Source organism: Flavobacterium sp. RHBU_24 (genome assembly GCF_046613695.1).
Taxonomy (GTDB): Bacteria; Bacteroidota; Bacteroidia; order Flavobacteriales; family Flavobacteriaceae; genus Flavobacterium.
In genome coordinates, this window is record NZ_JBKJHD010000017.1 from 34,466 (window position 1) to 48,183 (window position 13,718).

At 45.0% G+C, this 13,718-nt stretch carries 9 protein-coding genes and 1 tRNA gene; 5 read left to right on the plus strand and 5 right to left on the minus strand.

Annotation, left to right across the window (positions count from 1 at the left end; genetic code table 11):
* Positions 1-157: 157 nt before the first annotated feature.
* Complete coding sequence (ileS, locus tag ACLI09_RS14695) at positions 158-3,625, plus strand: isoleucine--tRNA ligase (protein WP_411420395.1); 3,468 nt, start codon at positions 158-160, stop codon at positions 3,623-3,625.
* A gap of 10 nt (positions 3,626-3,635) precedes the next feature.
* On the plus strand, positions 3,636-4,019 hold the full coding sequence (locus ACLI09_RS14700; RefSeq protein ID WP_143374565.1) for a TraR/DksA family transcriptional regulator: 384 nt from the start codon (positions 3,636-3,638) through the stop codon (positions 4,017-4,019).
* Positions 4,020-4,314: 295 nt separating this feature from the next.
* Here ACLI09_RS14700 and ACLI09_RS14705 read toward each other — a convergent pair whose 3' ends face one another.
* Complete coding sequence (locus ACLI09_RS14705) at positions 4,315-4,986, minus strand: MBL fold metallo-hydrolase (protein WP_411420396.1); 672 nt, start codon at positions 4,984-4,986, stop codon at positions 4,315-4,317.
* A 110-nt stretch (positions 4,987-5,096) separates the two neighbouring features.
* On the opposite strand from ACLI09_RS14705, the gene ACLI09_RS14710 reads away from it, so the two are divergent.
* The 3 genes from ACLI09_RS14710 (at position 5,097) to ACLI09_RS14720 (ending at position 9,491) form a co-directional block, all read left to right on the plus strand.
* Complete coding sequence (locus ACLI09_RS14710) at positions 5,097-7,868, plus strand: PD-(D/E)XK nuclease family protein (protein WP_411420397.1); 2,772 nt, start codon at positions 5,097-5,099, stop codon at positions 7,866-7,868.
* A 146-nt stretch (positions 7,869-8,014) separates the two neighbouring features.
* Positions 8,015-8,088: transfer RNA gene (locus tag ACLI09_RS14715), tRNA-Ile, on the plus strand.
* Between the two features lie 218 nt (positions 8,089-8,306).
* Positions 8,307-9,491: an MFS transporter gene (locus ACLI09_RS14720; protein WP_411420398.1), complete on the plus strand. Its 1,185-nt coding sequence runs from the start codon at positions 8,307-8,309 to the stop codon at positions 9,489-9,491.
* 165 nt (positions 9,492-9,656) lie between these two features.
* On the opposite strand, the gene pyk is transcribed toward ACLI09_RS14720, so the two are convergent.
* The 4 genes from pyk to fabF all read right to left on the minus strand — a co-directional run bounded on the left by pyk (position 9,657) and on the right by fabF (position 13,691).
* Positions 9,657-11,087 carry a pyruvate kinase gene (gene pyk, locus ACLI09_RS14725; protein ID WP_411420399.1) on the minus strand — a complete coding sequence of 477 codons (1,431 nt, stop codon included), beginning with the start codon at positions 11,085-11,087 and terminating at the stop codon, positions 9,657-9,659.
* A gap of 4 nt (positions 11,088-11,091) precedes the next feature.
* Positions 11,092-11,571, minus strand: coding sequence for an IPExxxVDY family protein (locus tag ACLI09_RS14730; protein WP_411420400.1), 480 nt, complete (start codon positions 11,569-11,571; stop codon positions 11,092-11,094).
* Positions 11,572-11,682: 111 nt separating this feature from the next.
* A complete protein-coding gene (rnc, locus tag ACLI09_RS14735) occupies positions 11,683-12,429 on the minus strand; it encodes a ribonuclease III (RefSeq protein WP_411420401.1) in 747 nt (248 codons plus the stop codon).
* A gap of 8 nt (positions 12,430-12,437) precedes the next feature.
* Positions 12,438-13,691: a beta-ketoacyl-ACP synthase II gene (gene fabF / locus ACLI09_RS14740; RefSeq protein WP_411420402.1), complete on the minus strand. Its 1,254-nt coding sequence runs from the start codon at positions 13,689-13,691 to the stop codon at positions 12,438-12,440.
* Positions 13,692-13,718: the final 27 nt, after the last annotated feature.

Below are 13,718 nucleotides of genomic sequence, written 5' to 3' on the forward strand. Positions count from 1 at the left end.
TAAATAAATCGGGATATGAACAAGAGCGACGATGGATTTTTTTAAAGCGTTGGGTTGTCCATAATTTGGGGTGCACCTTTTACATTATTCCCTTAGAAATCCCATCACTTCAAAAAAATCATTACATTCGCAAATTGATTTTTTGAACCTGACTATAATGACTAAGAAGTTTACTGAATATAAGGGCCTTGACCTGCCTGTAGTGGCAAGCGAGGTGCTTGATTTCTGGAAGAAAGAGAACATATTTGAGCAAAGTGTTACCACGCGCGAGGGCAAACCCCAGTATGTATTTTATGAAGGCCCGCCAAGTGCAAACGGCCTGCCGGGCATTCACCACGTTATGGCCCGCGCCATTAAGGATATTTTTTGCCGCTACCATACCCAGAAGGGCTACCAGGTAAAGCGTAAGGCAGGGTGGGATACCCACGGCCTTCCGGTAGAGCTGGGTACCGAAAAAGAACTGGGCATTACTAAAGAAGACATAGGTAAAACCATTACCGTAGAAGAATATAACGAAGCCTGTAAGCGCACCGTGATGCGCTATACCGACGTGTGGAACGACCTTACCGAAAAAATGGGTTACTGGGTAGATATGGAAGACCCGTATGTTACCTACAAGCCAAAGTACATGGAGTCGGTTTGGTGGCTGCTAAAGCAGATTTATGACAAAGGCCTGCTGTATAAAGGCTACACCATACAGCCGTATTCGCCTAAGGCGGGCACTGGGTTAAGTTCGCACGAGGTAAACCAGCCGGGTGCCTACAGGGATGTGACCGATACTACTATCGTGGCGCAGTTCCGCCCCCTAACCCCCAAAGGGGGAATAGAGGAGAACTCTCTGGATAAAGCATTTGGACTTTCTGAGGAAAGAGCAGGAGATGATTTTATATTAGCATGGACGACAACACCGTGGACGCTACCAAGTAATACAGCATTGACCGTTGGCCCGAACATCGATTATGTATTAGTTAAAACCTTTAACCAATATACGTTTGAGCCTATCAATGTGGTATTGGCAAAGAACCTTGTAGGCAAGCAATTTGGCGGCAAAAAGTTTTTTGAGACAGAAGACGATGCCGCGTTCCTTACTCCCCCTTCGGGGGATGGGGGGCTTCCATATAAAATTTTAGCCGAAGCCAAAGGGGCAGCCCTTGTAGGCATACGCTACGAACAATTACTGCCGTATGTACTGCCGTACCAAAACCCGCAGGATGCGTTTAGGGTAATTTCGGGCGACTTTGTTACTACCGAAGACGGTACCGGTATCGTGCATACCGCGCCCACCTTTGGTGCAGATGATGCCAAGGTGGCGAAAGAAGCCAAACCGGAAGTGCCGCCAATGTTAGTATTGGATGAGTATGGCAACCCTGTGCCGCTGGTTGACCTGCAGGGTAAATTTACCAGCCATGTGGGCAGCCTGGCCAACCCTAACGGGGAGCCGCTGGAGCTTGCCGGCAAGTACGTTAAAAACGAATATTACGATAAAGATACGGCTCCGCAGCGCAGTGCCGACGTGGAGATATCCATCTACCTAAAAGAGAACAACAAAGCCTTTAAAGTAGAAAAATATGTACACAGTTACCCGCACTCATGGCGTACGGATGAGCCGCTATTATACTATCCGCTGGACAGCTGGTTCATAAAAATGACCGACGTTAAAGAGCGCATGTTCGAGCTTAACGATACCATAAACTGGAAGCCCAAGGCTACCGGCGAAGGGCGTTTTGGCAACTGGCTTAAAAACGCTAACGACTGGAACCTTTCGCGCTCGCGCTACTGGGGTATTCCATTACCAATATGGCGTACGGAAGACAAAACCGAAGAAATACTCATTGGCTCTGCCGAAGAATTATATAACGAGATAGAAAAAGCCATCGCGGCAGGTGTGGCAAGTGAGAATCCGTTTGCAGGGTTTGAGCCGGGCAATATGAGCGATGCGAATTACGATAAGATTGACCTGCATAAAAATGTGGTTGATGCCATAACGCTGGTGTCGCCATCAGGCAAGCCGATGAAGCGCGAAACCGACCTTATAGACGTTTGGTTCGACAGTGGCGCCATGCCCTATGCCCAGTGGCACTACCCGTTTGAGAATAAAGAATACATAGACAACCACACTTCGTTCCCGGCTGACTTTATAGCCGAAGGGGTAGACCAGACCCGTGGCTGGTTTTATACGCTACATGCAATAGGTACATTGGTGTTCAACCAGGTTGCCTATAAAAACGTAGTTAGTAATGGGCTGGTGCTCGACAAGAACGGGCAGAAGATGAGCAAGCGCCTGGGCAACGCGGTAGACCCGTTTACCACCCTGGGCGAATATGGCCCTGATGCCACCCGCTGGTACATGATAAGCAATGCTAACCCGTGGGATAACCTTAAGTTTGACATAGAGGGTGTGGCCGAGGTGCGCCGTAAGTTCTTTGGTACGCTGTACAATACGTACTCGTTCTTTGCGCTGTATGCCAATATCGACAACTTTAGCTTTGCGGAGCCGGAGGTGCCGCTGGAAGACAGGCCGGAAATCGACCGCTGGATATTGAGTGAACTTAATACACTTATAAAAGATGTAGACACGTTCTATGCCGAATATGAGCCTACGCGTGCCGCCCGTGCGATATCTGATTTTGTACAGGAAAACCTGAGCAACTGGTATGTGCGCCTGTGCCGCCGCCGTTTCTGGAAAGGCGAGTACGGCCAGGATAAAATAGCGGCTTACCAAACATTATATACGTGTTTAGTAACGGTTGCCAAACTTAGCGCGCCCATAGCGCCGTTCTTTATGGACAGGCTGTACAAAGATTTAACACAGGCTTCACAAAAAGACGCGTTTGAGAGTGTACATTTGGCCGATTTTCCGGCGTATGCTGATAACTATGTTGATAAGTCGCTGGAAAGCAGGATGCAGAAGGCGCAGACCATATCGTCGTTAGTATTATCTTTACGTAAGAAAGAAAGTATTAAAGTACGCCAACCGCTGCAAAGGGTAATGATTCCGGTACTTGACCCGAAACAGAAAGCAGAAATTGAGGCCGTATCCGATCTTATAAAGGCCGAAGTAAACGTTAAGGAGATTGAACTGCTGGACGATGCAAGCGGTGTGTTGGTTAAACAGATAAAGCCTAATTTCAAGGCGCTCGGCCCACGTTTTGGCAAAGATATGGGTTTGATAGCCAATGAGATAAAAGGTTTTGGGCAGGAGCAGATAGCAGCCCTTGAGGCCAACGGAAGCCTTGATATTGCAGTTTCGGGAAAAAGTATTACTTTAACCCCCGAAGATGTGGAGATTTCGAGCCAGGATATACCGGGCTGGCTGGTGGCTAACGCTGACGGACTGACCGTAGCGCTTGACATTACGCTTACAGAAGAATTAAAAAAAGAGGGTATAGCGCGCGAACTGGTAAACAGGATACAAAACATCCGTAAAGATAGCGGGTTTGAAGTAACCGACCGTATTACCGTAAGCCTTAAAGATAATGAGGTGCTGCGCGCTGCCGTTATGGCTAATGAAGCCTATATTAAAAGCGAAACCCTCACTGATACACTGATTTTCAGTGCAGAAGTAATAAATGGTACAGAAATTGAGTTTGATGATATAACAACCCTAATATTAATTTCAAAATAGATAGGAAAAAATGGTAGATGAGCAGCAAATAAGATACTCGGATGCGGATCTTGCCGAGTTTAAGGAATTAATTTCAAAAAAGATAGAGAAAGCAAAAGCCGATCTTGACCTAATCCGTTCAGCCTATATGAACGACCTCAATAACGGTACGGATGATACGTCGCCCACGTTTAAGGCGTTTGAAGAAGGCAGCGAGACGATGAGCAAAGAGGCAAACTCGCAGCTGGCAATACGCCAGGAAAAATTTATCCGCGACCTTAAAAATGCCCTTGTGCGTATTGAAAACAAAACATACGGCATTTGCAAAGTAACCGGCAAGCTTATCAATAAAGACAGGCTTAAGCTGGTACCACACGCGACCATGAGCATTGAAGCAAAGAATATGCAACGATAATTACTTTTAAAACCGCCATCAGGCGGTTTTTTTTGTTTTTAGTAGCACAGAGATTCGCAGAGCAAGCACAGAGATTCACGGAGATTTTTTAAATTTTAGATTGCGCTTACAGCGCGAGACCACAGAGTTCTATGGATACATCATACGTACAGCTTTGTGATCTCACACCAAAGGTGTCAATCTTTTCTTCTCTGCGAATCTCTGCGCTACAATAAAAAGATGTGCCCATACAATAGCTCATGGGAAGGTTAGGGTATGTCTTTCAAATTATGAAGTTTTTTAAGACCTGATTATATCAATAAGGCATGGTTATTACTTCCCCTTGGTTTTTTAATATCAGCAGGTTAGGAGGGACTTCTCCGTCAATTTTTTGGTTCGGGTACAAATGATAGATGGCAAACTTTTCAGCGTCAATAGTAACCTTTTCGTGCAGTGCATTCATGTACAGCCAGGGGTTTACAAAAGCCCAGTCAATATTTTTTATATTGCTTACATCTTCAAGGTCGCCGGTATCGCCAGAAAGGTATATTTTTTTGCCGTGCCAGGTTATAAGGTAAGAATAATGCTTGAATGAAACCCCGAATACCTTATGTTTTGTCCGGAACGCTTTGATATCAAAATCCGGAATTGTTTCGCCCAGTTTTTCCAGCTCGGGAATACTCCATGGGTCAAATTTTTGTCCTTCAAGTTTCTTTAAAAGGGTATGAGAATAATGGTCGGCATGCCGATGGGTAAATATGAAAATAGCATTGTCTTTTATATTATCTATTTCGGCTTTATCATATTCCATATATTTATGCGCGCCTGATTTATACGGAAAATCGATATACAGGTTTGAGTTGCCATCAGTAAGGTATAACCCACAATTTCCTATAAATTTAATCTTGATTTCGTTGGATTGGCTAAAGCCAAAGTTTGAGATACAGATTAGGGTAGCAATTAGTAATTTTTTGTAAAATTTTGTCATACGTGTAGTGTAGTTGTGCGTTTAGCGATTAGGTGTAAATATAAACAAAACCCCTGCTGTATTACCCCCATTGTTGTACAATTCTTATATTTTTCTGTAGCTTTGCTTTTATGGCAAACCCTACTTTTTTAGACAAGCTCAGCGCCCGGCTGGTGGCCGATTACGGTTCGCAGCTATCGGGCACCACCATAGTATTGCCCAATAAGCGCGCACGCATTTTTCTGTTAGAGGCGCTTAAGAGGCAGCTTTCGGGCACGGTGTTCGCGCCAAAGATCATCAGCATAGAAGATTTTGTGCAGGAAGTATCGGGCATACGCCCGGCGGACCCTATAGACCTGCTGTTTGAATTTTATACGGTGTATGCCGGCCTTACGCCAAAAGACAAGCAACAGCCGTTTGAGAATTTTGCGAACTGGGCCAAGACCCTCCTGCAGGATTTTAACGAGATAGACCGCTACCTGCTCAACCCGCAGTTTGTACTTACTTACCTGGAAAATATCGACGAGATAGAGCACTGGGCGGTAGACGTTGACAAGCGTACCCCCATGATAAGCAACTACCTCGAATTTTATAAACTGTTGCCGCTGTATTACACCTCGTTTTATACCCATCTCCTTGAAAAAGGTGTGGGCTACCAGGGGCTTATTTACAGGGAGGCTGTTAATAATATCGACCATTTTAGCGCAGGGTATAAGGGTACAAAATTAGTTTTCGCCGGTTTTAATGCCCTTAACGCTGCCGAAGAAAAGATCATTCAGCACCTTATGGCGCAGGGGCAGGCCCATATTTTTTGGGATATCGACTATGCCTTCCTGAGTGACCCCTACCACGATGCCGGGCTGTTCATCCGCCGTTTCCAGAAAGACTGGAAACAATATGCCGGGAACACCTTTGAATGGGTGGTAAACGATTTTGACCAGCCAAAAGATATCAATATCATTGGCACACCAAAAACCGTAGGACAGGCCAAAATAGCAGGCAAGATTATTGAGGAATTGCAGGCGGCCGGGCACAGCCTCGACAGGACCGCACTGGTGCTGGGCGAGGAAAACCTGCTGATTCCTGTATTGTACAGCCTTCCGGCCAATGTGGGCAGCCTTAACATTACTATGGGTTACAACAGCCGCAACAATCCCGCCCAGATACTCATCCAGAAACTATTTAAGCTGCATACTAATGCCATTAACCGAAGCGAAAAAAGCTATACGCTTTATTACCGCGAAGTGCTTGATGTGCTTACGCATCCGCTGGTAGAACCGTATATAAACGCAGGTAAATTAGTAGATACCATAAACTGCAATAACATTACGTTCTTTTCGCTCAATAAATTATTTGAGATACAGGGTGCCGCATCGCCATTTTTCCATCTGCTGTTTGACCGTTGGGGGCAGGATGCGGGTGAGATTTTAATCAGGCTCAGCAATATCTTATTGGAACTAAAAACCCTGCTTTCGCCCGACGAAAACGAAGATAAGATAACCAAGGCGTTTGTATACTCTATCTTTAAAGTAATAAACCGCCTGATAAATTATGCCGAAAAGCACGACCATATCAGCAACCTTAAGGTGCTGCACGCCATCTACAAACAGGTGATTGACCTGGCCGAGGTTTCGTTTGAAGGCGAGCCGCTGAGTGGCCTCCAGGTAATGGGTGTGCTGGAAAGCCGTGTGCTCGATTTTGAGAACGTGATTATCACCAGTATGAACGAAGGCAAGTTCCCCGCCGGGAAAGGCCAGAATTCGTTCATCCCCTATGATGTAAAGCGGGAACTGGGCCTGCCCACCTATAAAGAAAAAGACGCGATTTACAGTTACCACTTTTACCATTTATTGCTTCGCGCGAAAAACGTGTACCTGCTTTACAATACCGAAAGCGAGGGCCTTGATGCGGGTGAACGCAGCCGTTTTTTAACCCAGCTGGAGATTGAAAAGCGTCCGGCGCATACCCTCACTAAAAAAATATACAATGCCGAGCTGCCCACCAAGGCTTACGAACCTATGGAAGTAGCCAAGACCGATTTGGTTATGGAGCGTTTAAAGGAAATTGCTACGGTGAAAGGTTTTTCGCCCTCGGCGCTCACGGGCTATTTGCGTAACCCCATACAGTTTTATTTCCAACGGATTTTACGCATACGCGAAACCGATGAGGTAGAGGAGAACATAGCGCTGAATACGCTGGGCACCATTATCCACGGCGCGCTGGAGGAGCTGTATAAGCCAGTGCTGGGTAAATTCCTTTCTGTGCAGGATATTGTGACTATGGAGGGTAAGGCTAATGATGAGGTCATGAAGCAGTTTACCGAAGTGTATAAAGAGGGCGAGATAAAAAAAGGGCGTAACCTGCTGGCGTTTGAGGTGGCAAAGCGTAACGTAAATAATTTTTTGAAACAGGAAAAACAGGCTATAGAAAGCGGAGAAGCCATAAAAGTACTGGCGCTGGAAACAAAGTTTGACCGCTGGCTGGAGCATGAGGCGCTGCCCTACCCGGTACTGATTTCCGGAAATATAGACAGGGTAGAGGAGCGTAACGGCAAGCTGCGCATTACCGACTATAAAACCGGCAAAGTAGAGAAGCGCAATGTAACGCTTAAGGACTGGAACGGCCTTACCGCCGATGTAAAGAACGACAAGATTATACAGTTGCTTTGCTATGCTTTTATGTACGAACCGCTGGCTAACGGCCTTGAAATGGAAGCAGGCATCATTTCGTTCAAAAACATGAAAAGCGGTTTTATGGGCTTTAGCTTTAAAGATGGTTTTGATAAAACAGCCGATGCGGTTGCTGTTATTACTCCGGCTTTGCTGGATGCTTTTAAAGGCGAACTGGCCACGCTGATACTGCAATTGCTGGATGCGGCGGTTACTTTTAAAGAGGAAGTGTAGTAAAACACCATAGGTAACTAAATTTTTTCGGCTTCTGCGGTGTTGAGAATTAGTGAGTTATAGGCAGTAATAAGAAAGCAGTGAATAAACCATGAGATTTGCTTGTTTGGTATTAAAAATAATAGTAATATTGCACCCACAAAACCGGTCCTATAGCTCAGTTGGTTAGAGCACCTGACTCATAATCAGGTGGTCCCTGGTTCGAGCCCAGGTGGGACCACATAAGGTAAAAGCAATCACTTGTAAATTAAGTGGTTGCTTTTTTGTTTAGTAAGTATTTAAAAAGGCCTTGTGCTTTTTTAAATACTGTGCTTTTTTGATTTTATAAATTTTATACTCACAACAGCATTTTCCTGAAATTGTATTGTAAATATACCATTTTATTAACAAGGCTGCATCGTACCTTTGCCGCTCCTAATAACGCTTAAAAGATTCCCCATGAAACTAAGCCTCCTTCCCCTCGCCCTTGGCGGGCTTACCATTGGTATTACCGAATTTGTAATGATGGGCCTTCTGCCCGATATCGCTGCCGACCTTAATGTTTCTATACCCAAAGCCGGTTACCTCATATCGGCCTACGCGCTGGGGGTAGTGGTAGGTGCACCGCTGCTGGTTATTGCCGGCCGTAATGTGCCGCCCAAGAAAATGCTGGTAACACTGGCACTTATGCTTACCGTGTTTAACGCACTAAGTATTATAGCACCAGGCTATAATTTGCTCTTAGCTTCAAGGTTTTTATCGGGGCTGCCACATGGCGCCTTCTTTGGAGTAGGCGCTGTGGTAGCCAGCCGCCTTGCCGAAAAGGGGAAGGAGGCACGCAGCGTAGCCGTTATGTTTAGCGGCCTTACCATAGCTAATGTCGTAGGCGTGCCGCTGGGTACCTGGATAGGACATAACCTAAGCTGGCGGTACACCTTTGTAGTTATTGCCATTATAGGCCTTATTACCATTGTTAGCATGCTCGCTCTTATGCCGGTAACGCATCATGAAAAAACCGGGAGCGTAAAAACCCAGCTGGGCTTCTTTAAAAAATACCAGGCCTGGCTGCTTATAATCATTACCGCTATAGGTACGGGTGGATTGTTTTGCTGGATGAGCTATATTGCAAAACTGCTTACCGATGTATCTGGCTTTAAGGCAGAGAGCGTACCATATATATTAATGCTTGCAGGTACCGGCATGGTGGTGGGCAACCTGTTGGGCGCACGACTTGCCGATGCCTTTAGCCCCGCAAAGAGCCTGTTAGGTACTCTTATTGCCATGGCGATAGTGCTTACGGGGGTATACTTTTTGTCCGGCAACCAGGCAATATCGCTGGTACTGGTATTCCTTACCGGATGCCTGGCTTTTGCGCTCATAGCCCCTATACAGATGCTTGTAATACAAACGGCTAAAGGCGCCGAAATGATAGCAAGTGCTACCATACAGGCCAGCTTTAATATAGGTAATGCTCTGGGCGCTTTTTTAGGCGGGCTGCCGTTAGTATATGGTTATGGCTATACATCGCCAAACCTGGTAGGCATTGCTATGGTACTGGTAGGCATAGCAGCTACAGTGGTATTTATTAAAATGGCAAATCCCGCCTACGTAGTTGAAGGCGAAAAGCCAGTTATTATGCATTGAAATAGACGTTATCCCAATATCTATAAGTTAAAGCACTGTACACTCAAACGTTCACTACGAATTATTGATTTTGCCGTGTATATATAAATAGGAAAACCGCCCCTTCATCGGGGCGGTTTCCTTATTTTATCCGGTATTGTGTATTTTTTATCCGGCAGCAGAAAACTACTCTACTTCAGATACCCTTAAGGTATTAACCATACCGCGCTCTGCCACAGGCATCGCAGCAAGGTTAATGATTATATCGCCTTTAGATGCAAAGCCTTTTTCAGTTACTACAGCATTTACCTCTTCTATGGTTTCATCAGTACTAAGCGATTTGTCATAAAAGAATGAACTAACGCCCCAAAGCAGGCTCATTTGTGTAAGTATCTTTTTGTTATCGGTAAACACAAGTATGTGTGCGTTTGGCCTCCAGGCAGATATCTGGAATGCAGTATATCCGCTGTTTGTCATGGTACAGATGGCTTTAGCGCCTACGGTACCTGCCATTTGCGCAGCGTGGTAACATATCGATTTAGTGATATAACGCCTTGTGCGAACAGTCGGCACATTTTGAGGCACGTTAATAAGCGGAGAATCTTCTACAGCTTCTATAATCTGTGTCATTTTTTCAATAACCTGTACCGGGTAGCTTCCTACCGATGTTTCCCCGGAAAGCATCACAGCGTCGGCACCATCCATTACAGAGTTAGCCACGTCATTTACCTCAGCACGTGTAGGCGTAAGGCTGCTTATCATAGTTTCCATCATTTGGGTAGCCACAATTATAGGTATGCGTGCGGCCTTAGCTTTCTGGATTAGCTTTTTCTGGATAAGGGGCACCTCATGTGCAGGCATCTCTACACCCAGGTCGCCACGCGCCACCATAAGGCCGTCGCAATAAGCTACAATCTTATCGATGTTTTCTACGCCTTCCGGTTTTTCTATTTTTGCAATAATTGGAATTTTATAGGCAGAATGCTCAGCGATCAGCTCCTGGAGGTCTTCAATGTCGCGCGGCGTGCGTACAAAAGAAAGCGCTAACCAGTCGACCTCAGCTTTAATAGCAAAGATGGCGTCTTTTATGTCTTTCTCGGTAAGTGCTGGTAGCGATACTTTAGTATTAGGCAGGTTTACCCCTTTTTTAGACTTAAGCGGGCCACCCTGTACCACTACAGTAACAACCTCATCAACTTTATTGGTAGAAACAACCTGGAACATAAGTTTACCGTCATCAAGCAATATGCGTTCTCCAGGGTTTACATCCCGTGGAAATTCTTTATAATTCATATACACCCTTTCGGCAGTACCTGGAATGTTTTCTGAGGTCTGGAATGTAATTAAATCACCAGGGTTTACCACCACCTCTTCATTCATTACGCCTACCCTTAGTTTAGGCCCCTGAAGGTCGGCAAGTATTGATGTATTGTACCCAAATTCAGCGTTAAGGCCACGGATAATATCAATACGCTCCTGAACGTCGGCATAGTCAGCATGCGAAAAGTTTATCCTGAACACGTTTACACCAGCATCAATCATATCTTTTATGACTTCCCTTGTGCTGCAGGCAGGGCCTAACGTGGCTACAATTTTTGTTTTTTTGTTTGTCGGCATTCTCTTAAAAAATTAAGTTGTTCTTCGATTTTAGTTTATAGTGGTCTACTTTATAGGCGGTAGCTATGTATTTTACGGCAAGCAGGCCCTGCACTATAGCCGTATCTTTAATTTCACTGTTGTCTACTTTAAGTACATAATCGGCTGTTTTGAGCTCAGGAATAAAAAATATACTTGTACTTACAGCAAAATCCGGATTGGAAAAAAATGTACCCGTAGCCGTTTGTGAAGCTCTGATGTTGTTTTTGTTCTGGATAAGGTTCCAGGCGGCATCCTGGTAGGGGTCTTCAAAGTTATAGCGTGAAAAGTAAACAAGTTCATCTTGCTTTTTAACACCTATATCCTTATAACATTTCTCTAGCCTTATATCAAGTTCCCGGTTAACAAAATACGCAAGCCTGTAGTCTTCTAATGACGAATGGATAGCGATTAGCGTATAATCGGCGCTATCAAAATCATCTATTATTAACTTGTGAACAGCCATTGTATTACATTAAGCGGTAAATATAATACTTATAAATTATATAAAATAATCTTAAAATTAAGTTTATGCTATTTTATTCACGAAAACGTTTGAGCAAACTGCCAACTTCATTTATTTTTTGTTAATTTTTTCCTGAAATGCAAAAAAAGCCCGCTGAGATGCTTTTTCTTCCGCCTTCTTTTTTGATGTTGCACGCGCCCTTGCCACTATTTTACCATCTATTTTAAGCTTTACACCAAAATGTTTTTGTCCCTCAATACCGTTGTCTTCATAAATTTCATAATAAAATGGTTTTTTCTGCTTTTGGCACCATTCTATAACAAGGCTCTTGTAACTTATTACCTTGCCTTCCAGCTTTGGGATATCTACATAGGGCAAAATTACTTTTTCGTGGATAAATTTTTCGCAGGCTGCAAAGCCGCCGTCAAGGTATATGGCACCCACAAAGGCCTCAAAAAGGTTACCGTGTATGTTTTCACCGAAATGCTGTGCTGCAACTTTGCTCTCTACCCATTTTATAAGGTTGAGGTCGCGGCCCAGTTCATTAAGGTGTTCACGGCTCACAATTTTTGAGCGCATCTTAGTAAGGTAGCCCTCATCGCCGCCGGGTACCTCGTTAAACAGGTGTGCTGCAATAACAGCCCCCAGCATGGCATCACCCAGAAACTCAAGCCGCTCATAGCTAATAGGGCTGCCATTTATATCGAGCTTATTGCTGCTGCGGTGTGTAAAAGCCCTTCGGTAATGCTCCTGGTTAATGGGGTCAAAACCCAGGATAGTTTTCATTTCAGAAAAAAAAATCCCGCCTTCCTTAGGAACCTGGCGGGACTTAGTAAATATTTTTTTAAAGAATGCCATGGGCAAAATTATTCTTCAAGCTTTTTAACCAATACACATGCGTTGTGCCCGCCAAAACCAAACGTGTTACTCATTACTACTTTCATATCGCGCTTTTGGGCAGTATTAAAAGTAAAGTTAAGCTTAGGGTCTATGTTTTCATCATCGGTAAAGTGGTTGATGGTAGGCGGTACAATACCATGCACAATAGATAGTATTGACGCAATGGTTTCTATAGCCCCGGCCGCGCCTAAAAGGTGGCCTGTCATACTTTTTGTAGAGTTAAGGTTAAGGTTGTAGGCATGCTCACCAAAAACCTCCAGTATCGCTTTGCTTTCGGCAATGTCTCCCAGTGGTGTGCTGGTGCCGTGCATGTTTACGCCATCTACATCTTCAGGTTTTAAGCCCGCATCTTTAAGGCATGCCCTCATTACATTACGCGCACCAAGCCCCTCGGGGTGCGGTGCGGTAATATGGTGTGCGTCGGCACTCATGCCACCGCCACCTATCTCGCAGTATATCCTGGCACCGCGTGCCTTAGCATGCTCATATTCTTCCAGTATCAGTGCTCCGGCGCCTTCGCCCAGTACAAAGCCTTCACGGTCCTTATCCATAGGCCTGCTGGCTGTTTGGGGGTCGTCATTACGGGTGCTAAGTGCATGCATGGCATTAAACCCGCCCATGCCTGCTATGGTTACTGCCGCCTCGCTGCCACCGCTTACCATTACATCTGCATAGCCCAGGCGTATGTAATTAAAGGCATCTATAAGGGCGTTTGTAGACGATGCACAGGCACTAACTGTAGTAAAATTAGGCCCCCTGAAACCATATTTCATAGAGATATGCCCACCGGCAATATCGGCAATCATTTTTGGTATAAAGAACGGGTTGAACTTAGGCACACCGTTACCATTTGCCCAGTTTATAACCTCTTCCTGAAAAGTTTCAAGGCCGCCTATGCCGGAACCCCATATAACACCTACCCTGTCATGGTCAAGGGCTTCAAAATTAAAACCGGCATCATTTACAGCCTCTTCGCTGGCCACCATGGCATACTGTGCGTAGCGGTCCATACGGCGGGCTTCCTTGCGGTCTATAAACTCTTCTACATTAAAGTTTTTTAGCTCGCAGGCAAATTTGGTTTTAAAGTTGGTGGCGTCAAAGTATGTAATGGGCGCCGCGCCGCTTACCCCGTTTATCAGGCTGTTCCAGTATTGCTCTACTGTGTTGCCTATGGGTGTAAGGGCTCCTAAACCGGTTACCACAACTCTCCTTAATGTCATACAGTTACTTTTTGGTTTATTATTGTA